Origin of the sequence: Octadecabacter dasysiphoniae (assembly GCF_021532615.1) — a bacterium.
In the GTDB taxonomy this organism is placed as follows: Bacteria; Pseudomonadota; Alphaproteobacteria; order Rhodobacterales; family Rhodobacteraceae; genus Octadecabacter; species Octadecabacter dasysiphoniae.
Genome location: NZ_JAKGAQ010000002.1, coordinates 1,019,765 through 1,045,399, shown reverse-complemented (window position 1 = coordinate 1,045,399; position 25,635 = coordinate 1,019,765). Strand labels below are relative to the sequence as shown.

At 60.1% G+C, this 25,635-nt stretch carries 29 protein-coding genes; 14 read left to right on the top strand and 15 right to left on the bottom strand.

Annotated features, from left to right (window positions below; all coding sequences use genetic code 11):
• Positions 1 to 61: 61 nt before the first annotated feature.
• Positions 62 to 643, bottom strand: coding sequence for a 2-amino-4-hydroxy-6-hydroxymethyldihydropteridine diphosphokinase (gene folK, locus L0664_RS12165; protein WP_235226119.1), 582 nt, complete (start codon positions 641 to 643; stop codon positions 62 to 64).
• 91 nt (positions 644 to 734) lie between these two features.
• On the opposite strand from folK, the gene L0664_RS12160 reads away from it, so the two are divergent.
• The 7 genes from L0664_RS12160 to L0664_RS12130 all read left to right on the top strand — a co-directional run bounded on the left by L0664_RS12160 (position 735) and on the right by L0664_RS12130 (position 5,093).
• On the top strand, positions 735 to 1,322 hold the full coding sequence (locus L0664_RS12160) for a LabA-like NYN domain-containing protein (RefSeq protein WP_235226118.1): 588 nt from the start codon (positions 735 to 737) through the stop codon (positions 1,320 to 1,322).
• A gap of 93 nt (positions 1,323 to 1,415) precedes the next feature.
• On the top strand, positions 1,416 to 2,366 hold the full coding sequence (ispH, locus tag L0664_RS12155) for a 4-hydroxy-3-methylbut-2-enyl diphosphate reductase (RefSeq protein WP_235226117.1): 951 nt from the start codon (positions 1,416 to 1,418) through the stop codon (positions 2,364 to 2,366).
• The gene (locus L0664_RS12150; RefSeq protein WP_235226116.1) at positions 2,363 to 2,977 is read left to right on the top strand and encodes a LysE family translocator; all 615 of its coding nucleotides are present in this window, start codon (positions 2,363 to 2,365) and stop codon (positions 2,975 to 2,977) included. The genes ispH and L0664_RS12150 overlap by 4 nt, the downstream gene beginning before the upstream one ends.
• Positions 2,977 to 3,426 (top strand): DUF3429 domain-containing protein, encoded by a 450-nt coding sequence (locus tag L0664_RS12145; protein ID WP_235226194.1) that lies wholly within the window; start codon positions 2,977 to 2,979, stop codon positions 3,424 to 3,426. Before L0664_RS12150 ends, L0664_RS12145 begins: the two co-directional genes overlap by 1 nt.
• A complete protein-coding gene (locus L0664_RS12140) occupies positions 3,423 to 4,028 on the top strand; it encodes a class I SAM-dependent DNA methyltransferase (RefSeq protein WP_235226115.1) in 606 nt (201 codons plus the stop codon). The genes L0664_RS12145 and L0664_RS12140 overlap by 4 nt, the downstream gene beginning before the upstream one ends.
• Positions 4,021 to 4,476, top strand: coding sequence for a ribonuclease HI (gene rnhA, locus L0664_RS12135; RefSeq protein ID WP_235226114.1), 456 nt, complete (start codon positions 4,021 to 4,023; stop codon positions 4,474 to 4,476). The genes L0664_RS12140 and rnhA overlap by 8 nt, the downstream gene beginning before the upstream one ends.
• Complete coding sequence (locus L0664_RS12130; RefSeq protein ID WP_235226113.1) at positions 4,473 to 5,093, top strand: trimeric intracellular cation channel family protein; 621 nt, start codon at positions 4,473 to 4,475, stop codon at positions 5,091 to 5,093. Before rnhA ends, L0664_RS12130 begins: the two co-directional genes overlap by 4 nt.
• Here L0664_RS12130 and fmt read toward each other — a convergent pair.
• Genes fmt through def (L0664_RS12110) form a run of 4 tightly spaced genes read right to left on the bottom strand, consistent with a single transcriptional unit; the run spans position 5,090 to position 7,564 of the window.
• Positions 5,090 to 5,998 carry a methionyl-tRNA formyltransferase gene (fmt, locus tag L0664_RS12125; RefSeq protein WP_235226112.1) on the bottom strand — a complete coding sequence of 303 codons (909 nt, stop codon included), beginning with the start codon at positions 5,996 to 5,998 and terminating at the stop codon, positions 5,090 to 5,092. The two genes, L0664_RS12130 and fmt, sit on opposite strands and share 4 nt — an antisense overlap.
• 58 nt (positions 5,999 to 6,056) lie before the next feature.
• Entirely contained in the window at positions 6,057 to 6,554 is a 498-nt protein-coding gene (gene def / locus L0664_RS12120) for a peptide deformylase (protein WP_235226111.1), read from the bottom strand.
• Complete coding sequence (gene def, locus L0664_RS12115) at positions 6,544 to 7,038, bottom strand: peptide deformylase (RefSeq protein ID WP_235226110.1); 495 nt, start codon at positions 7,036 to 7,038, stop codon at positions 6,544 to 6,546. The genes def (L0664_RS12120) and def (L0664_RS12115) overlap by 11 nt, the downstream gene beginning before the upstream one ends.
• 1 nt (position 7,039) lies before the next feature.
• Positions 7,040 to 7,564, bottom strand: coding sequence for a peptide deformylase (def, locus tag L0664_RS12110; protein ID WP_235226109.1), 525 nt, complete (start codon positions 7,562 to 7,564; stop codon positions 7,040 to 7,042).
• A gap of 89 nt (positions 7,565 to 7,653) precedes the next feature.
• Between def (L0664_RS12110) and L0664_RS12105 the strand changes: the two genes are divergently transcribed.
• The gene (locus tag L0664_RS12105) at positions 7,654 to 8,823 is read left to right on the top strand and encodes a MalY/PatB family protein (RefSeq protein WP_235226108.1); all 1,170 of its coding nucleotides are present in this window, start codon (positions 7,654 to 7,656) and stop codon (positions 8,821 to 8,823) included.
• A 1-nt stretch (position 8,824) separates the two neighbouring features.
• Here the strand turns inward: L0664_RS12105 and L0664_RS12100 are convergent, their stop codons facing one another.
• The 8 genes from L0664_RS12100 to L0664_RS12065 form a co-directional block, all read right to left on the bottom strand.
• Positions 8,825 to 9,172 (bottom strand): hypothetical protein, encoded by a 348-nt coding sequence (locus L0664_RS12100; protein ID WP_235226107.1) that lies wholly within the window; start codon positions 9,170 to 9,172, stop codon positions 8,825 to 8,827.
• Between the two features lie 104 nt (positions 9,173 to 9,276).
• Positions 9,277 to 10,044 (bottom strand): precorrin-4 C(11)-methyltransferase, encoded by a 768-nt coding sequence (gene cobM, locus L0664_RS12095; protein WP_235226106.1) that lies wholly within the window; start codon positions 10,042 to 10,044, stop codon positions 9,277 to 9,279.
• Positions 10,044 to 11,915: a precorrin-3B C(17)-methyltransferase gene (gene cobJ / locus L0664_RS12090; protein WP_235226105.1), complete on the bottom strand. Its 1,872-nt coding sequence runs from the start codon at positions 11,913 to 11,915 to the stop codon at positions 10,044 to 10,046. The genes cobM and cobJ overlap by 1 nt, the downstream gene beginning before the upstream one ends.
• Complete coding sequence (gene cobI / locus L0664_RS12085) at positions 11,906 to 12,607, bottom strand: precorrin-2 C(20)-methyltransferase (protein WP_235226104.1); 702 nt, start codon at positions 12,605 to 12,607, stop codon at positions 11,906 to 11,908. Before cobI ends, cobJ begins: the two co-directional genes overlap by 10 nt.
• The gene (gene cbiE, locus L0664_RS12080; protein WP_235226103.1) at positions 12,604 to 13,809 is read right to left on the bottom strand and encodes a precorrin-6y C5,15-methyltransferase (decarboxylating) subunit CbiE; all 1,206 of its coding nucleotides are present in this window, start codon (positions 13,807 to 13,809) and stop codon (positions 12,604 to 12,606) included. Before cbiE ends, cobI begins: the two co-directional genes overlap by 4 nt.
• An 83-nt stretch (positions 13,810 to 13,892) precedes the next feature.
• Positions 13,893 to 14,534, bottom strand: coding sequence for a precorrin-8X methylmutase (locus L0664_RS12075; protein WP_235226102.1), 642 nt, complete (start codon positions 14,532 to 14,534; stop codon positions 13,893 to 13,895).
• The gene (locus L0664_RS12070; RefSeq protein WP_235226101.1) at positions 14,534 to 15,739 is read right to left on the bottom strand and encodes a sirohydrochlorin chelatase; all 1,206 of its coding nucleotides are present in this window, start codon (positions 15,737 to 15,739) and stop codon (positions 14,534 to 14,536) included. Before L0664_RS12070 ends, L0664_RS12075 begins: the two co-directional genes overlap by 1 nt.
• Positions 15,736 to 15,954 (bottom strand): DUF6732 family protein, encoded by a 219-nt coding sequence (locus tag L0664_RS12065; protein ID WP_235226100.1) that lies wholly within the window; start codon positions 15,952 to 15,954, stop codon positions 15,736 to 15,738. The genes L0664_RS12070 and L0664_RS12065 overlap by 4 nt, the downstream gene beginning before the upstream one ends.
• Before the next feature lie 304 nt (positions 15,955 to 16,258).
• Here L0664_RS12065 and L0664_RS12060 point away from each other — a divergent pair, with 304 nt between their 5' ends.
• The 6 genes from L0664_RS12060 (at position 16,259) to L0664_RS12035 (ending at position 21,667) form a co-directional block, all read left to right on the top strand.
• Entirely contained in the window at positions 16,259 to 17,233 is a 975-nt protein-coding gene (locus L0664_RS12060) for a glutathione S-transferase family protein (RefSeq protein ID WP_235226099.1), read from the top strand.
• 146 nt (positions 17,234 to 17,379) lie between these two features.
• Complete coding sequence (locus L0664_RS12055; protein ID WP_235226098.1) at positions 17,380 to 17,748, top strand: DUF1636 family protein; 369 nt, start codon at positions 17,380 to 17,382, stop codon at positions 17,746 to 17,748.
• Positions 17,691 to 18,686 (top strand): threonine-phosphate decarboxylase, encoded by a 996-nt coding sequence (locus tag L0664_RS12050; RefSeq protein WP_235226097.1) that lies wholly within the window; start codon positions 17,691 to 17,693, stop codon positions 18,684 to 18,686. The genes L0664_RS12055 and L0664_RS12050 overlap by 58 nt, the downstream gene beginning before the upstream one ends.
• Positions 18,686 to 19,576 (top strand): adenosylcobinamide-phosphate synthase CbiB, encoded by an 891-nt coding sequence (gene cbiB, locus L0664_RS12045; protein ID WP_235226096.1) that lies wholly within the window; start codon positions 18,686 to 18,688, stop codon positions 19,574 to 19,576. The genes L0664_RS12050 and cbiB overlap by 1 nt, the downstream gene beginning before the upstream one ends.
• Before the next feature lie 21 nt (positions 19,577 to 19,597).
• On the top strand, positions 19,598 to 20,761 hold the full coding sequence (locus L0664_RS12040; RefSeq protein ID WP_235226095.1) for a lytic murein transglycosylase: 1,164 nt from the start codon (positions 19,598 to 19,600) through the stop codon (positions 20,759 to 20,761).
• Positions 20,762 to 21,667 (top strand): glycosyltransferase family 2 protein, encoded by a 906-nt coding sequence (locus L0664_RS12035; RefSeq protein ID WP_235226094.1) that lies wholly within the window; start codon positions 20,762 to 20,764, stop codon positions 21,665 to 21,667.
• An 8-nt stretch (positions 21,668 to 21,675) separates the two neighbouring features.
• Here the strand turns inward: L0664_RS12035 and L0664_RS12030 are convergent, their stop codons facing one another.
• Both L0664_RS12030 and smc read right to left on the bottom strand, forming a co-directional pair.
• Positions 21,676 to 22,038, bottom strand: a complete 363-nt coding sequence (locus L0664_RS12030) for a hypothetical protein (protein WP_235226093.1) — start codon at positions 22,036 to 22,038, stop codon at positions 21,676 to 21,678.
• 47 nt (positions 22,039 to 22,085) lie between these two features.
• A complete protein-coding gene (smc, locus tag L0664_RS12025) occupies positions 22,086 to 25,541 on the bottom strand; it encodes a chromosome segregation protein SMC (RefSeq protein ID WP_235226092.1) in 3,456 nt (1,151 codons plus the stop codon).
• Between the last annotated feature and the right edge of the window lie 94 nt (positions 25,542 to 25,635).

Below are 25,635 nucleotides of genomic sequence, written 5' to 3'. Positions count from 1 at the left end.
AGGGTCTGTCTGAAACGCGTACTTAGTCCCTTGACACGTATAAGACAAGCGATTCCCGCCCTTATATGCTGCGGATTTGCGCGACGTCGCCAGACGTAAAGGTGGCGATCATTTGGGTAACGGTCAGGTTCAACACCGGATGGCACCAATCCGGCGCGACATCTGCCAGGGGCACCAGCACAAACGGGCGGTCCTGAAGCCGTGGATGAGGCAAAATCAACCGGTCGGGCGTTCGGGTTTTCTGGGCTTCGATCGGCAGGGATTTCCAGTGATCAAACCCAGCGATATCCGGTTCAATCCGGTCGCCACAGGCGATTAAATCAAGATCAAGCGTGCGTTGGCCCCATCGCAGGGTTCGCGTACGGCCAAAGGACGCTTCGATCTGATGGAGGGTTTCAAGAAGGTCGCGGGGCCCAACTTCGCTGCGAAACGCGCAAGCCGCGTTGACGAAATCAGGGCCGGAATCCACTGGAAAAGCGGGCGTTTGATATAGGTTGCTCGTCAGGACATTGCCGAACGTGTCCCGCAACCGGGCCAGTGCCGACAGCACCGTGGCGCGCGGGTCACCTGCATCCGACGTTGCGTTGCTTCCGACCGCGACAAGCGCGATATCGCCGTTTCGGGGTTGCGGGCCTTGCGACATAAAGTAAATCCCCTAAATTGAAATTGCTCGATCGGAATAACCACTCACACACGTTCCCATCGGTCTTGCATATTTGAAAGGACTTTATTTCATGTTTTATCGTGATGAGAGGCTTGCTCTCTTCATCGATGGTTCGAATCTGTACGCGGCCGCAAAGTCGCTCGGGTTTGATGTCGACTACAAGCTACTGCGCGCCGAATTCATGCGCCGAGGAAAAATGCTGCGGGCGTTTTATTACACGGCGCTTTTGGAAAACGACGAGTATTCACCGATCCGCCCGTTGGTTGATTGGCTGCACTACAACGGTTTCACGATGGTCACAAAGCCCGCCAAAGAATTCACGGATTCTATGGGGCGCCGTAAAATCAAAGGCAACATGGACATCGAATTGGCCGTGGATGCGATGGAACTTGCGCCGCACGTGGATCACATCGTGATCTTTTCCGGTGATGGCGATTTCCGCCCGTTGATCGAAGCCCTGCAACGCAAAGGCGTGCGGGTGTCTGTCGTCAGCACGATCCGTAGCCAGCCGCCCATGATCGCAGACGAACTGCGCCGCCAGTGCGACAACTTTATCGAACTCGATGAATTGCGTGACGTCATTGGCCGCCCCCCGCGTGAACCGCGCGAAGCCCCTGCCGTTGGCGGTGAACCGGCCATGTCGGACGAAGAAGAATAAACAATCGGGCGCCTTAACAGGCGCCCGTTTTTCTTTCATGCTCTGGACGTGGCAGCGCCGCGCGATTAAGTTCGCACCAACGGAGATTTGCACATGACCAAGCCCCCCCTCACGCTGTATCTGGCTGCCCCGCGCGGGTTTTGCGCCGGTGTGGACCGCGCCATCAAGATCGTTGAGCTGGCCTTGGAAAAATGGGGCGCGCCGGTTTTTGTGCGCCATGAGATTGTGCACAACAAATACGTCGTTGATGACCTGAAGGCGAAGGGTGCCGTGTTTGTCGAAGAACTGGACGAATGCCCCAATGACCGCCCCGTGATCTTTTCCGCCCACGGTGTCCCCAAGGCTGTTCCAGCCGCCGCCGCCAAGCGTGAAATGGTGTTTGTCGATGCCACCTGCCCGCTTGTGTCCAAGGTCCACATTGAGGCCCAGCGCCACGCGGACAACGGGTTGCAGATGATTATGATCGGACACGAAGGCCACCCCGAAACGGTCGGCACAATGGGGCAATTGCCCGAGGGTGAGGTTGTACTGGTGGAAACAGTTGAAGACGTCGCAACGGTTGAGGTGCGCGATCCGTCCAAGCTGGCATTTGTCACGCAAACAACGCTTTCGGTGGATGATACTGTCGACATCGTGGCCGCGCTGAACGGGCGGTTCCCCGCAATCGTGGGCCCGCACAAAGAAGACATTTGTTATGCCACCACGAACCGTCAAGAAGCGGTAAAGGCGATGGCCCCGAAGGCAGACGCCATGCTGGTCGTGGGCGCGCCAAATTCATCCAATTCGCAACGTCTGGTCGAGGTCGGGCGCAAAGCGGGCTGTGACTATTCGCAACTGGTGATGCGCGGGGCCGATATCGATTGGCGCGCGCTGGACGGGATCACGTCCATCGGCATCACCGCCGGGGCAAGCGCGCCCGAGGTGTTGATCAACGAAGTGATTGATGCGTTCAAAAACCGCTATGATGTGACCGTCGAACAGGTCGAAACCGCCGTGGAGAACGTGGAATTCAAAGTACCACGGGTGCTGAGGGAAACGGCGTGATCACAGCACAGTTTTTGTTGACGGCGCTGGTCGTCGTTCTGGTGCCCGGAACAGGCGTTGTTTACACGCTCGCGTTGGGTTTGGGGCAAGGCCCGCGTGCCGCACTTTGGGCCGCATTGGGGTGCACCATCGGGATTGTGCCGCACTTGCTGGCCGCAACCCTTGGCTTGGCGGCGGTTCTGCACACGTCGGCGGTGCTGTTCAATATCGTGAAGTTCGCCGGCGTGGCGTATTTGATATGGCTCGCCTATGGGGCGTTGCGCGCTGGCGGGGCGCTGGCGGTTGATCCGAACAGAACCCGCGAAGCAGGCCTGAGGATCGCCAAACGCGGCGCACTGATCAACATTCTGAACCCCAAATTGTCGATCTTCTTTCTGGCGCTGTTGCCCCCGTTTCTAAGCGGTGAAACCGCAACCGCGACACAGGAAATGGTGATGATGGGGGGTGTTTTCATGGCCATGACGTTTGGTGTGTTTTGCCTTTACGGGTTGTTCGCTGCTTTGGTCCGCGACTGGCTACTGGCGAGCGAACGGGCAATGGCATGGATGAGCCGGACATTCGCCGCCGTATTTGGCGCATTGGCACTGAAACTGGCGTTTGAACGGGCATGATCCGTGATATTCCTAAATCGGCCTTGATCCTTGGCCTTGCCGGATTGCTGCCGTTCGTCTGGGGCGTAGTGACGATCTACAGCGTTGCCGCGGCTGACCTGACGCTAAACATGATCGGCCCCCGGTTTTTGGGGCCCTATGTCGGTCTGGCTTATGGCACTGTGATCTTGTCGTTTATGTCCGGCGTGTTGTGGGGGTTTGCCACCAGGGCGGACGGCGGTCAGGCGGCAACGGGATATGCGTTGTCTGTCCTCCCTGCCCTTTGGGCGTTTTTCATGATTGGCGGCGGGCCCGTTTCGGCGGGAATGAACCTCATCGCGGGGTTTGTTGCTTTACTGGTTCTTGATTTTGCGTTTTGGACGTGGGGATTGGCCCCACGCTGGTGGATGACACTGCGGGTGCTTTTAACAGGAGTTGTGATCATGTGTTTGCTTCCGGTGGTGTTATGACGGTCGATCACAAAACCATTGCCGTCTACAACGAAAAGGCCGCTGAATACGCCAAGCATTTCGACACGGACTCAAAGCCCGGTGCGCATGTGCGCCGCTTTATCGAGGCTGTGCCAACAGGCGGCCGCGTTCTGGATCTGGGCTGCGGTACGGCGGGTGCATCGCGCCATATGCTGGCCGCTGGGCTGGACGTGGACGCCATGGACGCATCCCCCGAAATGATCCGCGTTGCCGCACACGTAAACGGCGTCACTGCACGGCTGGGTACGTTTGATGATCTGAACGCGAAGGCGGATTACGATGGCATCTGGGCGAACTTTTCGCTGCTGCATGCCCCTCGCGATAAACTGCCTGACTATCTGGCCGCGATTGCCACTGCGCTGCGCCCGAACGGCACGTTTCACATCGGAATGAAGACCGGCACAGGCACCACACGGGACCACATAAACCGCAAGTATACCTTTGTGACACAGGATGAGTTGAGCGCATTATTGAATGGCGCAGGGTTTGACATTCAGACCATCATGACAGGTCACGAAGTCGGCCTCGCGGGGACGGATGACCCCTGGATTGTGATTTTATCGAAGGTCGCCAATGCCTGATTTATACGCCTACACAGACGGTGCCTGTAGCGGAAACCCCGGCCCCGGCGGATGGGGCGCGGTGCTGATCGCGCGCGACGGCGATGTCGTTGTGAAAGAACGCGATTTGAAGGGCGGAGAGGCCCACACGACCAACAACCGCATGGAATTGCTGGCCGCGATCAACGCGCTGGAAGCCCTATCCGCGCCGTCCACCGTGACCGTCGTAACAGACAGTTCCTACGTCAAGGACGGGATCACCAAATGGATTTACAGCTGGAAAGCAAAGGGCTGGAAAAAGAAAGGCGGAGAGATCAAGAACATCGATCTTTGGCAACGTCTGGATGAAGCCCGCACGCGCCATGACGTAACGTGGGAATGGGTCAAAGGGCACGCAGGCCACCCCGAGAACGAGCGCGCAGACGAGCTGGCACGCGCGGGCATGGCCCCGTTCAAACCCACAAAATGAGCTGGGTTCTCGTCCTTGATTATGCGTCTGTGTTCATCTTTGCACTGACGGGCGCCTTGGTCGCGAGCCGTTCACAGCTTGATATTGTCGGCTTTGTTTTTGTCGCCTGCCTGACGGCTGTTGGCGGGGGCACGGTGCGCGATGTGATCCTAGATCGCGGGGTGTTTTGGGTGACGGAGCCGTCTTTTGTGGTCGTGGCCAGTGGTGCGGCGATGTTCGTGTTCTTCACGGCCCACGTGTTGGAATCGCGTCAAAAGGCTATTTTTTGGCTTGATGCCGTGGCGCTGGCGGTTGCAGTACCCGCTGGTGTGGGCGCCGCGCTCAGCGTTGGGGTCGCATGGCCGATTGTACTGATCATGGGCGTCGCGACGGGCTGTTTTGGCGGATTGATGCGCGATGTGGTGTGCAACGAAGTCCCGCTGGTTTTGAAGCAGGGCGAACCCTATGTGACCTGCGCGCTGGCAGGTGCGGGCGCGGCGTTGATCGTGCTGACTTTGGGCGAACCTCTCGGCTTGGCGTTGATCGCCTGCGCTGTCGTGACGTTCGTTCTGCGCGGCGGTGCTTTGGCGTTCGGGTGGCGGTTGCCCGTCTACAAAAGCCGCCCACCCCGCGTTTAGGTAAAGGTTTCCGGCGGTGTCCACCCCAGCAGAACATCGCGCGCATTTGCCGGTTTTTTGCCTGCGCGCTGAAGGTCGCGGATGTTAACCGCCCCGTCCCCCGTCCCGACACATAGCCCCTCTGATGTGGCCCTGATCTGACCTGCGGGGATATCTTTCGCGACGGGGCTGGCTTGCAGGAATTTGATTCGCTCACCCTCTGCGTCTGACCATGCGCCCGGAAACGGGGACAATCCGTTGATCAAATTCGCGACCTCTACCGCAGACTTAGACCAATCCACACGGGCCTCGGCTTTGTCGATCTTGCTGGCGTAGGTCACGCCGTCCTCTGGCTGGGGCGTCGGGATTAAATTAGCCAGATTGGCGATGGCCTCAACAATGGCCGCCGCACCCATATCGCTCAACCGGTCGTGCAATTCGCCCGTTGTTTCACCTGCATTGATCTCCGTGTCTTTGCGCAAAAGAACGGGTCCGGTGTCCAGCCCCGCCTCCATCTGCATGATGCACACACCCGTTTGCGCATCCCCCGCCATGATCGCGCGGTGGATCGGGGCCGCACCGCGCCAGCGTGGCAACAGGGATGCATGAATATTCAGACAGCCGTGGGTGGGCGCATCAAGGATCGATCGGGGCAGGATCAACCCGTAGGCGACCACAACTGCGATGTCGGCGTTCAGGTTTTGAAAATCCGCCAGCGCGTCTTCAGTCTTGAGGGATACGGGATGGCGCACCGATAACCCCAATGCTTCCGCCCGCGACTGCACCGGGCTTGCGCGGTCTTTCTTTCCGCGGCCCGCCGGGCGGGGTGGCTGGGAATAGACGGCGCAAATATCATGGCCTGCATCGACCAAGGCATCCAGAACAGGCACTGAAAAATCAGGTGTCCCCATAAAAACGATGCGCATGTCTTGCTCCTTCATCTAGGCCAATAAACTCTCCCCGAAGGGCCAATCAACGGCGGGCTCAGGCCCTTATTTTTTGCGCCTTCTTGATCAACATATCGCGCTTGGTGCGGCTTAGGCGGTCAAAATACATTTTGCCATCCAGATGATCGATCTGGTGCTGCACGCTGGTCGCCCAAAGCCCGACAAAATCACGGCGATCATAAACACCCGCTTCATTCATGAACCGCACCGTCACAGCGCGGGGGCGTTCCAATCCGGCCGCGACACCTGGCAAATTAGGCGAGGCTTCTTCATGCAGGCGCAGTTCTTGAGACGCGTGCAGAATGGTCGGGTTCGCCATGCGGATCGCCTGCCCACGTTTGTCTGATGCATCCACCACCGCAAGGCGCAAAGACACGCCAAGTTGCGGCGCGGCAAGGCCGACACCGGGCATCGCGTCCATCGCTTCGATCATTTCATCCCACAACGCGCGGATGTCGTCGGTGATCGCGCCAACGTCTGCTGCTTTGGTGCGCAGGACTTTTGCCGGATAAGGCACGAAGGGTCTATGGGGCATATTGGGCTTCCAATTGGGCGCGGGCATCTGGCGTTTGATGGTCGAAAATGACGGTGCCGTTCAGGTGATCAAATTCATGCTGGATGCATCGGGCAAACATCCCGTCAAAGGGGGCATGGCTGTATGATCCGTCCAGATTATCCCACCCGAGTTCGACCAGATCCAAGCGCGTCACTTGCATTGGAAGACCGGGGATCGACAGGCATTGCTCATCCAAAGTGAGGTCATCCCCCATGACGGCAAACGCGCGTGGATTGATGAAGGCGCGCGGGTCTGGCGTGCCTTCTTTCCACGTCACATCGACAACAAAGACGTTTTTCAAAACCCCGATTTGAGGCGCGGCAAGGCCACGGCCCTTGGCGGCGTACATCGTGTCAAACAAGTCTTGGACAAGATCGGGCAAGGCGGGATCATCAAGATCAATCCGCGCGCAAGGCTGCGTCAAAACAGGATCGGGCCAAAGACGGATGGAACGTGTTGCCACGCTATAATCCTCTGGCGATCTCGCGCTTGAGCTTTTGCATTTTGCGCGTGATCATCTGACGTTTCAGCGGTTTGAGGTAGTCGATAAACAGCTTGCCGTTCAGGTGGTCGATTTCGTGCTGTACGCAGGTTGCCCAAAGGCCGTCGAATTCTTCTTGGATGGTTTTGCCGTCCAGATCGAGCCATTCAACCTTGACCCGTGCGGGGCGTTCAACCTCTGCGTAAATCTCGGGGATCGACAGGCAGCCCTCGTCGTAGATGCTGCGTTCCTCGGACGTTTCAATGACGCGCGGGTTGATCAGCACCATCGGTTCGGGCGTTGCCATGTCATCCTTGACGCAATCCATCACCAGCATCTGGTGCATCACACCGACCTGCGGTGCGGCCAGACCGATGCCCGGCGCGTCATACATGGTTTCAAGCATATCATCGGCCAAGACCCGCAAGTCTTTGTCGAAAGTTGCCACAGGATCGCACGTCGCCTTAAGGCGCGGATCGGGGTGAAGGAGGATAGATCGTTTGGTCATGGGGGTCATGTAGGACGAAGTTTGCAGCGGTGCAACATTGGCTTGCACCCAGTGTCCTACGCGGTAGCGTATCCCAAAGGAGAATGCTTATGAGTTTCGACACCCCGATCAACCGCCGCGGCACCCATTGTGTGAAATGGGACGGGATGGAGCCGATTTACGGCGTGGATGCCAAAGAGGGTATCGCGATGTGGGTGGCGGATATGGAATTCAAACCGCCCCAATGTGTTCAGGACGCGGTCAAGGCGATGTATGACCACGGTGTTTACGGGTATTTTGGCGACGAGAGCAAATATCTGGCAGCGATCCAGTGGTGGATGGACACGCGCCATGGCTGGAAAATTGACCCGTCCTGGATTTTCACGACCCATGGTTTGGTGAATGGCACCGCGATGTGTGTGGATGCCTTCACAAAGCCGGATGACGGTGTGGTGTTGTTCACGCCCGTTTATCACGCCTTTGCAAAGGTGATTAACGCCGCTGGTCGCAAGGTTGTTGAATGTCCGCTGGTCAACGACAACGGGCGTTACGAATTTGATTTTGACGCCTACGATGCGCAGATGACGGGCAATGAACGCATGGTGATCCTGTGTTCGCCCCACAACCCCGGTGGGCGTGTCTGGACGCGGGGCGAATTGCAGGCGGTTGCCGCATTTGCCAAACGCCACAGCCTGATTCTGGTGTCCGATGAAATCCACCACGATCTGACGTTTGGTGCCAACAAGCACATCCCGATGGCCCATATCGAAGGGATCGAGGACCGTTTGGTGATGATGACGGCCACCACCAAGACGTTCAACATTGCAGGGTCGCACAGTGGCAATGTGATTGTCGAAGATCCTGATTTGCGCGCGCAGTTCGGGGCGCGGATGGCCGCGATGGGGCTGTCGCCCAATTCGTTCGGACTGTTCATGGCAGAGGCCGCCTATTCACCCGAAGGCGCTGTTTGGGTTGACGATTTACGCACCTATCTGGATGGCAACCGGCAGCTGTTTGATGCGGGGGTTAATGCCATTCCGGGTCTGGCGTCGATGAATTTGGAATCAACCTATCTGGCGTGGGTGGATTTTGCGGGCACGGGCATGACGCGGCAAGATTTCACAGCGCGCGTTGAACAGGATGCCAAGATCGCCGCGAACCATGGCCCGACGTTCGGATCAGGTGGCGATACATTCCTGCGGTTCAACTTCGCAGCCCCGCGCGCGCAGGTCCAAGAGGCGGTTGACCGCCTGACACGCGCCTTTGGTGATTTGCAGTAGTTTAACGGCCCAACAAAGCGATCGGCGCATCGTCAGCGCGCGCAAAATCGAGCGGAGCACCGTCCCCCGCGGCGGTGTTGCGTTTGAAATCATATACCATCTGATCGCCGTCTTGGGACGCGGCCACGATAAGGCACTGGCTAAGGTGGCGACCACCGTCGAAAATATCGACAAGCCCGCGCAGCTTTGGCGCATCAACCACATCAAGCGCGAAACCTTCGGATGTTAGACGTTCAATGCGGTAGCTTTCGCCATTCGCTTCGACCCGAAGACGTGTCTTTTTCGCTGCGGCCTTTGATTGGGCGGCGTGCAGTTCATTCCAGATCGATTGTGGCAGTGATTCCAGCATTTTAAGTCTCCATCCACGTCAAAGAATGGCGCAAAGCTGGTTACGGTCAAGTTAACAAATCCGCCGCGATGCGGCATCAGGGCTGCTGCACTGCGGCGGATCAACTATGCTTTGACTTTGGGGCGCAGGACGTGCGGCTTTGCGGCATCATAAAGCGCGGAATCCGGAAACCCGTGATCATCCGACAGGGCCGGCCCCAATAGAATCAGTGCTGTTCTGGTGATTTTGGCATCCCGCACCTTGGCGCGAATATCGGACAGCGTGCCGCGAATAATCAACTGGTCGGGCCAACCGACACGGTAGATCACGGCGACAGGACAATCAGCCCCGTAATGGGGGATCAATTGGCGTTCGATTTCACGCAGGGCACGAATGCCAAGGTGAATGGCCAGCGTCGTGCCCGTACGCCCAAAATTGTCCAGCGTTTCACCCGCAGGCATGCCCGTCGATTTCATCGACATGCGAGTCAGCACGATAGACTGCGCAACTTCTGGCACCGTCAATTCCTGCCCCAGCGCAGCGGCGGCGGCGGTATAGGCGGGCACGCCGGGAATAATTTCGTAGGGGATGTCTTCGCCCTTAAGGCGGCGGATTTGTTCTGCGATGGCCCCGTAAAGCGACGGATCACCGGAATGCACCCGCGCGACGTCTTGCCCTTTGGCGTGGGCGGCCACGATTTCGGCGTGGGTTTCATCAAGGTTCATCGGCGCCGTGTCCATGACCTTTGCACCCTCGGGCGCGATGGCGACGACCTGTTCGGGCACCAAGCTGCCTGCATATAAACACACTGGGCAGGCCTTAATCAGGCGCGCGGCCTTGAGCGTGAGAAGTTCAGGATCGCCCGGCCCTGCGCCGATGAAATAGACGGTCATTATGCGGTCTCCGGTTCGTAGGGGTCGTGGCGTTTGTCAGTCAAATCGCCGTCAATCTTGCGGGCGTACCCGCGTGGGGTGAACATGCGCGGACCGCTGCCAAGTTGGGCAAGGCGGCTGTTGGACGAGCCGATAAGGACGACGGTCAGCATGTCGACCTCGTCCACCTCAAGTTCGTCAAGGCGACGATAGCGGACCAGTTCTGTCGGGCGGCCCAGATTGGACGCCAGCATAACGGGCGTGTCTGCGGGGCGATGTTGCAGCAGGATGTCACGTGCCTCGGCCAGCAGGGTGCGGCGGGTTTTGGACACGGGATTGTAGAACGCAATGACAAAATCGCCCTGCGCGGCAGCGTTCAGGCGGCGGATGATATCGTCGCGTGGGGTCAACAAATCCGAAAGGCTGATGGTGCAAAAATCATGGCCCAAGGGTGCGCCAGCGCGGGCGGCGGCCCCTTGCAACGCCGACACACCGGGGGAGCAGACAACGTCAACACGGCGCGCAGCATCGCTGACGCCTTCTTCGTCAGGGCCGCGATCCAGCAGTTCGAACACAAGCGCGCCCATGGCGTAGATGCCCGCATCACCCGAACACACCAGCGCGACGTTCTTGCCCAACGCGGCCTGTTCCAGTGCGTAGCGACAGCGCGCTTCTTCGCCGCCCAACGGGAAATCGCTGCGGATCTTGCCTGCGGCCAGCGGGCCGAGGAGATCAATATACAAACCGTATCCGACCAGTTCTTCGGCGTCTGCAACAAGGCGCGATACTTCTGGTGTGCGCCATGCGGCTTGGCCCGGTCCGATGCCAACAACGGACAAACGGCCGCGGGGGCGGCCACGCTGCTGCGTGATCGGGTTTGGTGACAGCGCGATGGCGCAGGTCGCATTGGCGGTCTTTTGTTTGGCAACGATCAGGCGGCTTTCGGGGCCAGCGGCGGCAAGGGCTGCGCCTTCGGATACGCCATGGCACCCGACCTCAGCGAAGACCACGTCGGACGGGGTTTTCAGGCGCGGTGCCTCTGCCTCAAGCTCAGCGGCGGTGAACACGCGGTAGGGCACGCCGAGGCGGGCGGCGACCACGTTCATCGCGACTTCGTCGGCCTTCAGATCAAGCGACGCAACGCAGGCGATGCTTTCGGCCAAGATGTTAGCGCTGGCGAGGGTGTCTTTGACCAACGCCCAAAGGTCTTCGGGGTTCGTGTCGCGTGCGCAGCCAACGCCCAGCGCGATGTCTTGGCGGTGAAATCCAAGGACGGCATCACCGTCATTCGCCGACAACTGGCAGGGCAATGATCCAAGCGTTGGCGCATCGCGTGCAGGGGCCGTGGTGACGTTGGGAAGGTCTGCCATATGGGCGAGCCACGGGGCGTCACCCGTCAAGGTATAGGCATCGCCGTTCAACAGCCCCGCCATCACGGATTTGGCGTTTTCTGGCGCCGACACACGGTAGCCAAGGGGCGGTTCATCCAAGGCCACGCCAAGGGCGATATCGCCTGCGGTTGTAACAGCTGCGGTGCCGTTCAGCGCGTCCGCGATCTGTTTGGAAAGGCGGTTCGCGCCGCGGTGCCCGCCGAGCAGCGGAACAACGACCGCACCATCATCAGAGACAGAAATAACAGGGGGTTCCGTGGTTTTATCGTTGAGCAGCGATGCAACCCCACGGATCAAAATACCGGAGGCACAAACGCCGATAATGGGCGTGCCAGCGGCGAAAAGATCGCGGGTATGATCAAGGGCGTTGTCAAAGAAGGCATCGGCCGCGACGACGCGATCCTTGCGGCCATGCACCGCGCAATTGAGCGCCTTTGCGATGGCGTGCGCGGTGGATTCGCCCGATTTGGACAGGGCGAGGACAACTGGATTTAGAGCCATGGATCGGCCCCTTTCGTGAGAAGGATCATTGAAAAATAGGGCGCCTTTTCAGGCGCTTGTGACAGCGGAACCACCACCTGTTCGGGCAGCGTTGCGCGTTCGATATAAGATGCGCAATCGGTCAGGCCGAGGTCGTCGATGACGGCGCGGATTTTGGGCAGATGCCGCCCGACCTTCATGATGGCCACGGCCTCTGCGCCAGCGATGCGATCGCGCAATTCAGCCTCGTCCATGGGGCCGGGCAAAACGGTGAGGCGTTCGTTGCGTGCGACCAGCGGGCGGCCCGCCTCAGCGGCGCAGGCGGTGACAGAAGTCACGCCGGGGATCACTTTGACGGTGTAGCGGGACGTTAACCGTGCGTTAAGATACATGAACGATCCGTAAAAGAATGGATCACCTTCGCACAGGCAGACCACGTCTTCGCCTGCATCAAGGGTTTTTGCAATGTTTTCAGCGCCTTGATCGTATGCGGCTTGCGCGGGGGCGCGGTCGGTCGTCATGGGGACGTCCATCTTGATCTCGTGCGCGGTGTCACGGATCAGATCGGCGGCGATGGCGCGTGCAAAGCTGTCGCCGCCAGCAAGGGTCGGATAGGCGATGGTCGTCGCGCCCTGTATAAGCCGTGCGGCTTTCAATGTGATTAATTCAGGATCGCCGGGGCCGAGGCCGACGCCGTAGAGGGTTCCGGTCATCGCTTGATCACGCTCCATTGTGTGACGGGCATCGAGGGGCGCCATCCTGTAAGGCGGCCGACGGGTTCGGCGCGGTGGGTTTGGATTTTCACAAGGTCGCCGCCGTGATCGCGGTGCAGGGCGATCAGTTCGGCCTCGGATTCCAGTGTCACCGCGTTGGCGACCAGACGGCCAAGCGGGCGCAGGGCGGCGAAGGCGGCGTTAAACGTATCACGCGACAGGCCGCCGCCGATGAAAACCGCATCAGGCGCGTCGAGGTTTTCAAGGGCGTAAGGCACTGTTCCGTCGATCAATTCCAGCTTAGGCGCACCAAGGGCGAGGGCATTTTGTGCCGCCATGGCGCGGCGGTCTGCGCGCGGTTCAATGCCGATGGCACGGGCATAACGGGCGGCGCGCATCCATTCGATGGCCACTGACCCACAGCCTGTTCCGATGTCCCAGAGCAGCGCGCCACGCATGGGCATGAGTTTGGCGACGGTGGCGGCGCGGACCTCTTGTTTGGTCATGGTGCCGTCAGAGATGAACAGCGCATCGGCGAGGCCGGGCACGCGGGGGAGAAGGGCAGCATCAGGGGCAGCGATGCAGTCAATGCACAGCGTGTTGAAGGCGGGAACGGTGTGGGACCAGTCGTTCGCGGTGCCATCAAAGCGTTGTTCGCGTTCACCACCCATCGCGGCGAGGACGGTTAGTTTTGAGTTGCCAAAGCCGCGATCTGTCAGGAATTTAGCGATCTGGGCGGGGGTTTCGGCGCCCGTGGTCAGGACGATAAGGCGTTGATCTGGCTGGATAAACGCGATCATTTGTTCAACCGGGCGGCCATGCACCGTCAGGGTTTCAACATCGGCCAGCGACCAGCCCATGCGCGCAGAGGCGAGCTGAAACGCGCTAAGTTGCGGGTGGTACACAAGTTGATCGGCTGGGATGGCGCGGCCAATGCGGGCACCGACAGAAAACCACAGCGGATCGCCTGTCACGAGCACCACCGCGCGGCGATTTTTCAATGATTCCAAGGTGGTAATCATCGCATCAAAGGGCGATGGCCATGCGATGCGTTCAGCGTCAGGGTTGACGGATAGGGTGTGATGGCGGTCGCCACCAACGATGACTTCGGCGGCTTCGACCACGGCGCGGGTCACAGGGGTCAGCCCGTCCATTCCGTCTTCGCCGATGCCGACGATGTGCAGCCACGGGGCGTTAACCATTGTGCGCACCCCGCGAAACCGGCGTATGGGTTTGGTATGGGTCGGGTATGGGTCTGGTATGGCTGTGCATCTGGGGCGCGGCGTTAAGCATTTGAAACCTCGGGTAAACCAGCGGACAGGGCGTTCACCGCAGCCGACGCCATCGCAGAGCCGCCTTTGCGCCCGCGCAGCGTGATGAAATCCACATCGCGCGGGTTCGCTGCAAGTTCGGCCTTGGATTCTGCCGCCCCGACAAACCCCACCGGAAAACCGAGGATCGCGGCGGGTTTCGGGAAACCTTGATCAATCAGGTCAAGCAGGTGGAACAGGGCCGTGGGCGCGTTGCCGATGGCGACGACCGCGTCTTTGATATGGGGTTCCCAGAATTCGACGGCGGCGGCGGAACGGGTGTTTTCGATCTTGGCCGCGTGATCGGGCGTGCGGGAATCGTTGAGCGTGACGATGACGTCATTGCCCGCAGGCAGGTAGCGGCGGATGATGCCCGCGCCGACCATTTCGCAATCACACAGGATCGGCGCGCCGTTTTGCAGCGCGTGGTGCCCCGCGAAGGCCACATCGGGCGAAAACGCCAGACGGTCCGCGATTTCGACCATGCCGCAGGAATGGATCAGACGGGTGATGATCGGGTGGAGGGATGTTGGGAAACGCTCCAGACGCGCCTCTGCCTGCACTGTCGCGAAGGACTGCGCATAGATGGCCGAGGGGTTGGTTTCATAGGGGCGCATCAGGTTTTTTTGCGCGCGGATTCGGGGCCGTGGGGGTGTTTGGCGTGGGGATAGACCGCGTGATGGTGGTCGTGATCGTGGTGGTGATCATGGCCATGCGCGTGGGCGTGATCATGGGCATGCTGGGCTTCGAGGCGGCACATGCCGGTGCAGAAGGTGTCGCACAATTTGCAATCTGACACGTTTGACCCCGGTGCGGAGGCGCCTTGGCCTTCGACGTGGTGGTGGTGCGATTCCTGGATTGCGCCGACTTCGGATTCAAAGCCAAGAACTTGCACGCGGTATTTGCACAGCACGCAGGTCGGTGGTGGTGTGTCAGAAAACACGGGGTGGTTTTGGCGATCTTCGGCTTTGATTTCGACGTGGCTGCCATCGTCCGTCGCGAGGACTTGGGTGCGATAGGCGCAGGTGCCGCAGTTCGGGGGCGGGTTTTTACCCGTCTGTTCGATGATGCGTTCGGCGAAGGTTTCCAGCACTTTGGGGTGGTCGCCGAGGTAGCCTGCCTTGACGAACTGGATGTCGGGGTTTTGCGCCGCGACTTGATCGGTGAAGCCATAGATGCGGTCGATCAGGATGCCGGAAAACAAGAAGTAGGGAAACACGATGATGCGTTTGTAACCGAGCTTGGCCGCGTGGGTCAGGCAGGGTTCAACCAGCGGGAATGTGACGCCGGAATAGCCGACCTCATGCCAGCCAAAGCCGATGCCTTCGTGCAGCATCCGTGCGATTTTGGCGACATTGCCGTTGGCGTCGGGATCAGATGCGCCGCGCCCGATGACGACGAGGCAGGTGTCGTGCAGATGCACGTCGCCGTGTTTGGAATTGGCGGCCGCGACGGCGTCTTGGATGCGGCCAGCGGCGGCGGCGATCATTTTGGGATCAACGCCGAGTTCGCGACCATAGCTGATTTGCATACCGTGTTTGGCGGCGTAGGTGTTCAGCACCGTGGGGATGTCATTTTTGGAATGCATCGCCGCGAACAACATGCCCGGCACGGCGAGGATACGGTCACACCCGCTTTCGCGCAATTCGTCCAATCCGTCGCGGATCACGGGGTTCGCGAATTCGAGGTAGCCGTATTCGGTTTGCCAATCGTCAGGCAGATAGGCGGGTAATTTGTCGGCCAGCGTGGCAAATTCATCAACGGCAGATTGGGAGCGCGAGCCGTGGCCGCAGATCATGACGCCTGTTTTTGGGGTGCTCATGCGGGGGCTTCCTCTTGATCGGTGTCTTCGGCGTCGTCTTCGACTTGATCGTCTTTGGGTTTCTTGCGCGCACCCAGCAAAGCGATGGCACCTGCGATGGCGATACCGCCGAGCGCGATCCAATGACCGTGTCCAGCGACGTCGCCAATGTGGCCAATGTGGGCCAGTGCGGGGTTGGCCAAAGCGGCGAAAAGAAGGGCGAGGGGTAGGCGCATGGTCGGTCTCCTGTGTCGTTGCCAAGACCAGAGACCCGCGAGACCCGAGGAGGGGCGCGGCGTTGGACGATTTGCCGTTTGGTCCCCGTTTTGGGTCAACCGGATGGCAACAACCTCTCTGGCCCTGAGTTGGGCGTCGTCACTGTGTTGGTATCGCGCCAAAGGAGGCGGCGCAATCAGGTATGCGGCGCAGCGCGGGGTGATTGCGACCTGTGCGAATGCGCACCATCGCTGCGCTGGGACGGGAGTTGGTGGATCGGTGCGCGAGCGCTAAGTGAGGGGTAACAGTTTGAAGGAGAAAGATATGGGCCAGTTGGTCGACGGAAAATGGCACGACGTTTGGTATGACACGAAATCAACCGGCGGGGCGTTCAAACGATCCACGGCAGCGTTTCGCAATTGGATCACCGCGGACGGATCTGCGGGACCATCCGGTGAGGGTGGATTTGAAGCCGCGTCAGGGCGTTATCATTTGTATGTTTCGTATGCTTGTCCTTGGGCGCACCGCGCGCTGGTTTTCCGTAAACTCAAAGGGTTAGAGGACCATATTTCGATTTCCGCCGTGCATCCGGATATGCTGGGCGATGGGTGGACGTTTGAAACCGACGATCACGGGGCGACGGGGGATGATTTGTTCGGGCTGCCGTTTGCGCGTGATATTTATCTGAAGGCCGACCCGGAGATTTCAGGCCGCGTGACGGTGCCGATCCTGTGGGACAAGCAGCGCGAGACGATTGTCAGCAACGAAAGTTCAGAGATCATCCGCATGTTCAATTCCGCGTTTGACGGGATTACGGGCAACACCGATGATTACTGGCCCGCAGACATGCGCGACGCCATCGAAGAGGTGAACGCGCGGATTTATGACACGGTGAACAACGGCGTTTATAAATCCGGCTTTGCGACAACGCAGGACGCCTATGATGCGGCGGTTGTGCCGCTGTTCGAATCGCTGGACTGGCTTGAGGCCCGTTTGGGCGAAGGGCGGTATCTGATGGGCGACCATCTGACCGAGGCAGACTGGCGGTTGTGGACCACGCTGGTGCGGTTTGACGCGGTGTATCATCTGCATTTCAAGTGCAACAAAAAGCGGATCGTGGATTATCCGAACCTATGGGGCTTTACGCGGGATCTGTATCAGGTGGCGGGCGTGGCAGAGACCGTGAATATGAACCACATCGTGCGCCATTATCATTACAGCCACGAAACGATTAACCCCAACCGGATCATTCCGGTGAACCCTGATCTGGACTTTATGGAGGCGCACGGGCGGCAATAATAGCGCCCGTGGGCACCACGGGCAGCCCCCGACCCTCCCCACGGGAGGGGGCTACACCCCCACCCTGGGTCGCGGGCTGCCCTTTGCATCTTGCGGCGCAATCGCAAATCCGGTTCTAGTCACGGTCGAACAATTGCGAGGCTGCCATGACGACTTGGATCACGATTTGCGACACCTGTAAGCGCACCGGCTGGGAAGACACCGGCATGGAAAAAACCGACGGCGAAGTGCTGGCAGAGATGGTCGAGGCGGCGGCGGTTGATGCGTCCGATGTGAAAACACGCCGCGTGTCCTGCACGATGGGCTGTGATCGCGCGTGCAACATTACGGTGCAGTCCAGCGGCAAGATCAACTATTCCCTCGGCACGTTTGAGGCGGCCACGGCGGACGCCGAAGCCATTGTCGAATACGCGGGCAAACACGCGGCGAGCGAAACAGGACAAGTGCCCTACCGCGAATGGCCGCAAGGGGTGAAGGGGCATTTCGTGTCACGCCACCAACCGTTGCCGGAGTGAGCAAGCGCGATCATGGGGGCGGTCTGGACGCTGCCGTGGCGCATTACGGCGGCACGCGCGCGGATTGGCTGGACCTGAGCACGGGGATCAATCCGGTGCCCTATCCGGTGGGTGAAATGTCAGCGGACGCATGGACGGCCCTGCCCGATCAGGGCGCGATGGATCGATTGCTGGCGGCGGCGCGCGCGTTCTGGAATGTGCCGGACGGGGCGCAGATTGTGGCGGCGAACGGGGCGTCGGCGTTGATTGCGCAGATGCCACGGCTGGCTGATGAAACCGACGACAGTGTGTATATTCCGGGGCCGACTTATAATGAGCATGCAGCGGCGTTTCGTGCAGCGGGCTTTCACATCATGGAGCGCCCCGAGGACGAAGAACGTGTGCAAGTGTTCGTGCATCCCAACAACCCGACGGGCGCGATCAAACCCATTGAGGCCGTCACCAGCAGACGCCTGAACATCATCGATGAAAGCTTTTGCGATGTGATGCCTGACGAAAGCCACGTCAAAAGTGCGGCGCAAGACGGCGTGATTGTCCTTAAGAGTTTCGGGAAATTCTGGGGGCTTGCGGGGGCGCGGCTTGGATTTGCGATCTGTGCGCCCGATGCGGCGCAGGTGTTGCGGGACGGCTTGGGCCCGTGGGCGGTGTCAGGCCCCGCATTAGAGATCGGCGCGCAAGCATTGGAGGACGTGGCGTGGGCCGACGCGACGCGGACGCGGTTGGCGGCGGATGCGGCACGGCTGGATCAAATGGTCGGCTGGGAACTGGTCGGTGGGACGGATTTGTTTCGCACCTACGCCGTGCCCGATGCAGCCGCGATGCAGGACAAGCTGGCGCAGGGCCATGTTTGGTCGCGGATATTCCCCTATTCAAAGACGTGGATCAGGTTGGGATTGCCTGCGCCTGACGCTTGGGCCCAGTTGGAAGCGGCGCTTTGATGGCGCTGATTTTGGCGATGCTTTTGGACGCGCTGCTGGGGGAGCCGAAGTGGCTGTGGGGCCGCCTGCCCCATCCCGCCGTTTTGATGGGCCGCGCCGTTGGATTTCTGGACACACGATTGAACGACGACACGCGTGGGGGCGGCGTTTTGGCCGTGGCTATTTTGGTCGTGGGCGCCATTGCGTTGGGTTTCGTTTTGATGGCCCTGCCCGGCATTTGGGCCGAGGTGATTGTTGGTGCCATGTTGTTGGCGCAAAAATCATTGGTGCAGCATGTGCAGCGCGTGGCGGATGCGTTGCGCCTGTCTGTGGGTGATGCGCGCCGTGCCGTGGCGATGATCGTGGGCCGCGATGTGCGCGATATGGACGGGCCAGCAGTGGCACGTGGTGCGATTGAGAGTGCTGCAGAAAATTTCAGCGACGGAGTGATCGCGCCTGCGTTCTGGTTTGCGGTTGCAGGTCTGCCGGGGCTGTTGATCTATAAAGTGGTCAACACCGCCGACAGCATGATCGGCTATCGCACAGAAAAATACGAAAACTTCGGCTGGGCGGCAGCGCGCTTGGATGATGTGTTGAATTGGCTGCCCGCACGGCTGACGGCTGTTTTGATTTGGGCGGTGACACGGCGCGGCACATGGGGCGCAATCGCGCGCGATGCCAACCTGCACCGATCCCCCAACGCGGGCTGGCCAGAGGCGGCGATGGCACCGGCGCTGGATGTGTCGCTGTCGGGGCCGCGCAGCTATGATGGCGTGATTGAGGATTTCGATTGGGTGCATCCGGACGGGCGCAAAGATGCGGGCGCGGATGACATTGATGCGAGCGTCGCGATGTTGTGGAAGGCCTGGGTGCTCGGGCTGGCGCTGGCCGCTGTGATCGCGTTAGTCTGACCGCAGCCAACAGGAGTTTTCATGTTCAAACCATTTGCCGCCGCCCTTTCGTTATTGGCAAACCCTTTGGCCGCGCAGGAATGTGGCGGGTCGTTTGACGGATTTATCGGCGGATTGAGCAGTGAAGCCGTCGAAATGGGGTACAGCGCAACGACTGTGCGGGCGTTCTTTGACGGTGTTGCATTGGATCAGGCTGTTCTGACCGCAGATCGCAGCCAAGGGTTTTTCCAACGTGATTTCATTGATTTTTCGCGGCGTCTGATTTCGCAAAACCGGATCGACAACGGGCGCGCACAAGGACAGCGGCAGGACGCGATTTTTGATCGGATCGAGGCGGAGTTCGGTATTCCGCGCGGTGTGTTGTTGGCGTTTTGGGCGTTCGAGACGGATTTTGGCGCAGTGCAGGGCGATTTCAACACGCTGAACGCGCTGGTGACATTGGCCCATGATTGCCGGCGACCAGAGCTGTTCCGCCCGCAGGTCTTTGCGGCCTTGGAATTGTTTGTGCGCGGCGATTTTGAACCCGCCACGACGACAGGAGCATGGGCCGGTGAAATCGGCATGGTACAGATGCTGCCCGGCGATATTTTGGAAAACGGGCGCGATGGGGACGGCGACGGGCAAGTGTCGTTAAAGACGTCGCCGCAGGATGCGTTGTTATCGGGCGCGAGCGTTTTGTCATCGCTGGGATGGGCGCCGAACCAGCCGTGGCTGCAAGAAGTCACCGTGCCCGATCAGATGGAATGGACGTTCGCGGGAACCCATGTGAAGTTGCCCGTGGCCGAATGGGAAGGGATGGGCGTGCGGCCCCGATCCGGGGAATTGCCCGACCTGCCCGCATCGCTGATTTTACCGATGGGGCGCAAGGGGCCTGCGTTCCTCGCCTATCCGAATTTTGATGTCTATTTCGAATGGAACCAGTCGTTTGTCTATGTGCTGACGGCGGCGTATTTCGGTACGCGATTGGAAGGTGCATCGGTTTACAATGCGGGGTCGCCTGACGCCGGTTTATCGGGCGATCAAATACAAGTTTTGCAGCAGAAATTGCAGGCGCGTGGGCATGATGTGGGCGGTGCGGATGGTATTTTGGGGGCTCGCACGCGCATCGCCGTGCAGGCCGAACAAAACCGTTTGGGGATGCCTGCAGATGCCTGGCCGACGCCTGCGTTGTTGAACGCGCTGTAGATGGCCAAGGACGCGATACAATGGGGCGTTTGCACGACGGCAAAGGCACCCCTGCCCCAGCTTTTGGCGTTTGTGGCGTGGCATAAACATCTCGGCGCGGCGCATATCTGGGTGCATCTGGATGATGCCGATGCGGTGTCTGGCGCGGTGTTGAACCAGCTGGGCGGGGTCACCGCGATCCTGTGTGATGATGCCTATTGGGCTGTGCGCGGCGCGCGCCCGAAACGTCAGGAACCGCGGCAAAGTTACAATATGCAGCGGGTTTACGGGTTGGCTGAATTGCCGGTGATCGCCCATGTGGACGTCGATGAATATCTGTATTCAGACGAGCCTATCGGGGCATATCTGGGCCGCCACGGCGATGAACATCCGTTCGTTCGTGTGGCCCCCGCTGAGGCGCTGCATGACCCGGCGTTGGACGATGATATCTTTACGGCCCGTCAGTTTCGCCTGCCCTTTCCCGCCAAGATGACGGCGAAAAAGAAGGCATCGATTTTGGGAGACTACGCCCCGCTTTTGGGGACCAACATGCTGAGCCACCGCGTCGGAAAAAGTTTCTTTCGCACCGGGTTGGACGGGTTCGTGCCCAAAATCCACGCGGGATCGTTCGGGGGGCCGCGCCCGCTGAGTGTACCAGTCACGCGCGATATTGTGGTGCTGCATTTCCATGCACAGGATAAGGCGGCGTGGTTGGATGCCCTGCCGCACCGCACGATCAACGGGGCGTATCGGTTCAACGAACCACTGGCGGAATTTCTGGCAAGCGCCAGCCAGCAGGAGGTGGAGACGTTTTACAACGCGACCCAAGTGGCGCGCCCTGAATTGGTTGATGCGTTATCTGACAACGGGTTGCTGGTTGAGGCGAAACTGGGCCTGCGCGACAAGATTGACGCGCTGGAGTTCTAGCGCCTGTTTCAGCGGATATCGCGCAGCGGGTAGCGTTGGCCATCGTCCGTCAGCAACACAAGACGATCCCCAGCCATCACGAACATATCGCAACGCTGCGGACCCGCATCATAGGTGACGCAGACGATGCCGTTGTCTTGTATATCGTGCGTTCCGGTGTGCACCCCGCCACCGTTGTTTTGCGCGTAGGTCCACGCGTAGTCCCCGCCCGTGTTGTACCGGCTGATGCCGCCGTCGAAATATTCCAGATCACGATCAAGGATCGTGTCGGACAGGGACGCGAGGGTGGGCACGCTATCGCTGTCGCGAATGGCGTAATCTTGGGCCATGGCGGGCACCGCGAGGACGATAAGAAGGGATGCAATTTTCATGGTGGCAGCGTGGCACGGGGCGCGGGCGTTGTCGCGTCACGTGTGCGTTATGCGACCAGCGTTTCAGCTGCCTTCAGATCAACAGAGACCAGTTGGCTGACGCCCTGTTCGCCCATGGTCACACCGAACAGGCGGTTCATCCGCGACATCGTGACGGCGTGGTGCGTGATGATGAGGAACCGCGTGTCGGTGCGGCGGCACATTTCATCCAGAAGGTCACAAAAGCGCGTGACGTTGGCATCATCCAAGGGCGCATCGACCTCGTCCAGCACACAGATCGGCGCGGGGTTGGCGAGGAAGACCGCGAAAATCAGCGCCATAGCCGTGAGGGTTTGTTCACCACCTGACAGCAGCGACAGGGTGCTGAGTTTTTTGCCCGGCGGTTGGCACATGATTTCCAATCCCGCCTCAAGCGGGTCATCGGATTCGACCAGAACCAGCTTGGCCTCACCACCGCCAAAGAGGTGTTTGAACAGGGTGCCGAAGGAATCGTTCACCTGTTCGAACGCTGTCAAAAGACGTTCGCGGCCTTCTTTGTTCAGGGACGCGATGCCGGTGCGCAGGGCTTTGATCGCGTCTTCTAGGTCGGTCTTTTCGTTGACCAGCAGATCGTGTTCTTCCTGAACTTCTTTGGCGTCTTCTTCGGCGCGCAGGTTCACTGCACCCAGCGCGTCGCGTTGGCGTTTCAGGCGGTTCACATCGTTTTCGATCGCGTCTGACGCGGGCATTTTGTCGGGATCAACGTCCAGCTGTTCAAGGAGCTTGTCCGGCGTGGTTTCTTGCGCTTCTTGGATGCGTTCGGCGGCGTATTCCACGGTTTCGCGGGCGGCATCGGCGCGGGCTTCTGATCGTGCGCGGGCTTCGCGGGCTTCTGATGCGGCGCGTTCTGCGTCCCGTTCGGCCATCGTGGCATCGCGCAGGGCGGTTTCAGCTGTGGCGAGTTTGTCGGCGGCGTCTTTGCGGCGCTCTTCGGCCTCATCGATCGCATCGGCCAATTCGGCGCGTTTTGCGGCGATTTCATCGGGCGCGGTCATCGCGTCCTTTAGCTCATCCTCGGACGTGACTTTGCGGTCCTGCAATTCCTCAGACCGTTTGTTCGCAGTCTCAAGGCGGTGTTTCCAGCCGCTGATTTCCTTGGTGATTTCCTGGCTGCGTTTTGTGCGCGCCTCGCCTTCGCGGCGGACCTCATCATAGCTGGAGCGTTTTGACATCATGGTCATGCGTGCGGCTTCGACCGTCATTTTGACGTCTTCGACGGACGCGCGGGCCTCGTCCAGATTGCCAAGGGATTTGAGGGTCTGTTCCGCCTCGCTCAGTGCTTTGCGCGCGGACATCGCCTCTTCTTCGTGGCGAGTCACGGCGAGGCCGCTTGATTCCAGTTTGCCATCGGCAAGGTTACGGTCGGCCTCAGCGCGGGACAGGGCGCGGTTGGCGTCGGCCACAGCACCGTCCGCGGCGCGGCGCGCATCGCGGGCGGCTTTGTCGGCTTGTGACAGTTTGGCCATGCGCGCGGTCAGCATTTCGTGGGCTTGGCGCATGCCATCTGCCTTGGCCGTCGCATCGTTGAGGTCTTTTTTCAGACCCTCAAGACGGTTGAGCTGTTGCAGGCGCAGTGCGGCGGCGCTTGGCGCATCTTCGGACGCGGCGCGAAAACCGTCCCAGCGCCATAAATCGCCGTCCATCGACACAAGGCGTTGCCCCGGCGCGAGGTCTTTTTGCAGTTTCGCGCCTTGGTCCGCATCCACCAGACCGACCTGCCCCATGCGCCGCACGAGGACTTCGGGGACGGACACGTAGTTGGTCAGCGCTTTGACGCCTGCGGGCAGCGATTGGGGCTGCGGATACCCCGGAAGCGCGACCCAGCCAGACCCCATATCGGGCGTGACAGCAGGTGCCTTGAGATCATCCGACAGCGCGGCGCCAAGGGCCTTTTCATACCCACCTTGAACGCGGAGCTGATCAAGGATCTGGGACCCTTCGGAGCTGTCACGATCCACCAGTTTGGACAGGGCCGCGGTTTCGGCGCGCAGGGCGTTGGCCTCACCTTCGGCTTCGGATCGCAAGGCGCGGGCGTCGGCCTCACGGGATTGGGTGTCAGCGCGGGCGGCTTCGGCTTCCGCCAGTACGTCTTCGGCTTTGTCAGCGGTGGCGCGAGCAAGGCTTTCAGCGGTTTTTGCAGCTTCGAAGTCTTGCGCGGCGCGGGCCAGTGCGGCGGTCGCATCGGCCTTGGCGGCGATGGCGCGGGCGGCTTCGTTTTCGTTCTTTTCCAGCGTCTTGCGGTAGTCATCAATCAGGCGTTGGGCGGATTGGTGGCGGGCGGCAAGGCGCGCCACATCTTCTGTCATCTGGGACAGGTCTGCTTCGCGATCCGCAAGGATTTGCGCACCGTCGGTTGAGGCCGCGCGGGCTTCTTCAAGCCGGGCATCATGCCCTTCAGAGGCTTTGGCGATTTCGCGGGCTTCCCAATCCAGACGGTCGATGGTTTCGCCCGCGTCTTTGTTCAATTCCGCCTCGCGCGCCATGTCGCGGGCAAGCTGTTCGATGCGGTTGGTCAGGGTGTCGATGGTCTGTTTTGCGCGGGCTTCCTGATCGGTCAGGGTGTCGCGCTGCACGTTCAGACGTTGCAGGACGGCGGCGGCGATTGCCTCTTCTTCGCGCAGGGGCGGCAGGGCATCCTCCGCCGCTTGGCGCGCCTTTGCGGATTGGCGTGCGGCGGTTTCAGATGCGGCAGCGTCCGTGGTGCGGGTGCGCAATTGATCGGCGGCCGCAGCGCGGGCCTCGTCCGCTTCTTTCCAGCGACGATAGAGCAGCAGGCCCTCGGATTGGCGCAACTCATCCCCGATGGCACGATACCGCGCGGCCTGTCGCGCCTGACGGGCCAATGCGCCGAGTTGCGACGCAAGCTGTTCGATCACGTCATCCACACGGGCAAGGTTCTGTTCGGACCCTTTGAGTTTTAGCTCCGCTTCGTGACGACGTTGGTACAGGCCAGAAATGCCTGCGGCCTCTTCCAGAATACGGCGGCGGGCCTTGGGTTTGGAATTGATGAGTTCGGCGATTTGGCCCTGGCGGACCAACGCAGGGGAATGCGCACCGGTGGATGCATCCGCGAACAGCATTTGAACATCGCGCGCGCGCACGTCTTTGACGCCAACCTTATAGGCCGATCCCACATCGCGGGTGATGCGGCGCACGATTTCGAGGTTATCTGAATCGTTGAACGCAGCAGGCGCGAGGCGTTCTGCGTTGTCGATCACCAGCGATACTTCGGCAAAATTGCGCGCCGGACGTGTGGCAGCGCCTGCGAAAATCACGTCTTCCATGCCGCCGCCACGCATGGCTGTGGGGCGGTTTTCGCCCATGACCCAGCGCAGCGCTTCAAGCAGGTTGGATTTGCCACAGCCGTTTGGCCCGACAACACCTGTCAGCCCGTCCTGAATGATCAGATCGGTCGGGTCGACGAAGCTTTTGAAGCCATTGAGGCGAAGGCGGGAAAACCGCATGTGGACTGCTCGTATTGATTCTTATGCTGGGGAGTGTCGCCAATGCGCCGCGTGTGAGTCAACGGATCCACACCTGATATGGCCAAAACAGGCG

What these genes read in the sequence shown, in the direction of transcription:
- folK (WP_235226119.1), bottom strand. Translation starts at nt 643, where the DNA reads ATGTCGCAAGGCCCGCAACCCCGAAACGGCGATATCGCGCTTGTCGCG.
- L0664_RS12160 (WP_235226118.1), top strand. Translation starts at nt 735, where the DNA reads ATGTTTTATCGTGATGAGAGGCTTGCTCTCTTCATCGATGGTTCGAAT.
- ispH (WP_235226117.1), top strand. Translation starts at nt 1,416, where the DNA reads ATGACCAAGCCCCCCCTCACGCTGTATCTGGCTGCCCCGCGCGGGTTT.
- L0664_RS12140 (WP_235226115.1), top strand. Translation starts at nt 3,423, where the DNA reads ATGACGGTCGATCACAAAACCATTGCCGTCTACAACGAAAAGGCCGCT.
- rnhA (WP_235226114.1), top strand. Translation starts at nt 4,021, where the DNA reads ATGCCTGATTTATACGCCTACACAGACGGTGCCTGTAGCGGAAACCCC.
- L0664_RS12130 (WP_235226113.1), top strand. Translation starts at nt 4,473, where the DNA reads ATGAGCTGGGTTCTCGTCCTTGATTATGCGTCTGTGTTCATCTTTGCA.
- fmt (WP_235226112.1), bottom strand. Translation starts at nt 5,998, where the DNA reads ATGCGCATCGTTTTTATGGGGACACCTGATTTTTCAGTGCCTGTTCTG.
- def (WP_235226111.1), bottom strand. Translation starts at nt 6,554, where the DNA reads ATGCCCCATAGACCCTTCGTGCCTTATCCGGCAAAAGTCCTGCGCACC.
- def (WP_235226109.1), bottom strand. Translation starts at nt 7,564, where the DNA reads ATGACCAAACGATCTATCCTCCTTCACCCCGATCCGCGCCTTAAGGCG.
- L0664_RS12105 (WP_235226108.1), top strand. Translation starts at nt 7,654, where the DNA reads ATGAGTTTCGACACCCCGATCAACCGCCGCGGCACCCATTGTGTGAAA.
- L0664_RS12100 (WP_235226107.1), bottom strand. Translation starts at nt 9,172, where the DNA reads ATGCTGGAATCACTGCCACAATCGATCTGGAATGAACTGCACGCCGCC.
- cobM (WP_235226106.1), bottom strand. Translation starts at nt 10,044, where the DNA reads ATGACCGTCTATTTCATCGGCGCAGGGCCGGGCGATCCTGAACTTCTC.
- cobJ (WP_235226105.1), bottom strand. Translation starts at nt 11,915, where the DNA reads ATGGCTCTAAATCCAGTTGTCCTCGCCCTGTCCAAATCGGGCGAATCC.
- cobI (WP_235226104.1), bottom strand. Translation starts at nt 12,607, where the DNA reads ATGACCGGAACCCTCTACGGCGTCGGCCTCGGCCCCGGCGATCCTGAA.
- cbiE (WP_235226103.1), bottom strand. Translation starts at nt 13,809, where the DNA reads ATGGTTAACGCCCCGTGGCTGCACATCGTCGGCATCGGCGAAGACGGA.
- L0664_RS12075 (WP_235226102.1), bottom strand. Translation starts at nt 14,534, where the DNA reads ATGCGCCCCTATGAAACCAACCCCTCGGCCATCTATGCGCAGTCCTTC.
- L0664_RS12070 (WP_235226101.1), bottom strand. Translation starts at nt 15,739, where the DNA reads ATGAGCACCCCAAAAACAGGCGTCATGATCTGCGGCCACGGCTCGCGC.
- L0664_RS12065 (WP_235226100.1), bottom strand. Translation starts at nt 15,954, where the DNA reads ATGCGCCTACCCCTCGCCCTTCTTTTCGCCGCTTTGGCCAACCCCGCA.
- L0664_RS12060 (WP_235226099.1), top strand. Translation starts at nt 16,259, where the DNA reads ATGGGCCAGTTGGTCGACGGAAAATGGCACGACGTTTGGTATGACACG.
- L0664_RS12055 (WP_235226098.1), top strand. Translation starts at nt 17,380, where the DNA reads ATGACGACTTGGATCACGATTTGCGACACCTGTAAGCGCACCGGCTGG.
- L0664_RS12050 (WP_235226097.1), top strand. Translation starts at nt 17,691, where the DNA reads ATGGCCGCAAGGGGTGAAGGGGCATTTCGTGTCACGCCACCAACCGTT.
- cbiB (WP_235226096.1), top strand. Translation starts at nt 18,686, where the DNA reads ATGGCGCTGATTTTGGCGATGCTTTTGGACGCGCTGCTGGGGGAGCCG.
- L0664_RS12040 (WP_235226095.1), top strand. Translation starts at nt 19,598, where the DNA reads ATGTTCAAACCATTTGCCGCCGCCCTTTCGTTATTGGCAAACCCTTTG.
- L0664_RS12035 (WP_235226094.1), top strand. Translation starts at nt 20,762, where the DNA reads ATGGCCAAGGACGCGATACAATGGGGCGTTTGCACGACGGCAAAGGCA.
- L0664_RS12030 (WP_235226093.1), bottom strand. Translation starts at nt 22,038, where the DNA reads ATGAAAATTGCATCCCTTCTTATCGTCCTCGCGGTGCCCGCCATGGCC.
- smc (WP_235226092.1), bottom strand. Translation starts at nt 25,541, where the DNA reads ATGCGGTTTTCCCGCCTTCGCCTCAATGGCTTCAAAAGCTTCGTCGAC.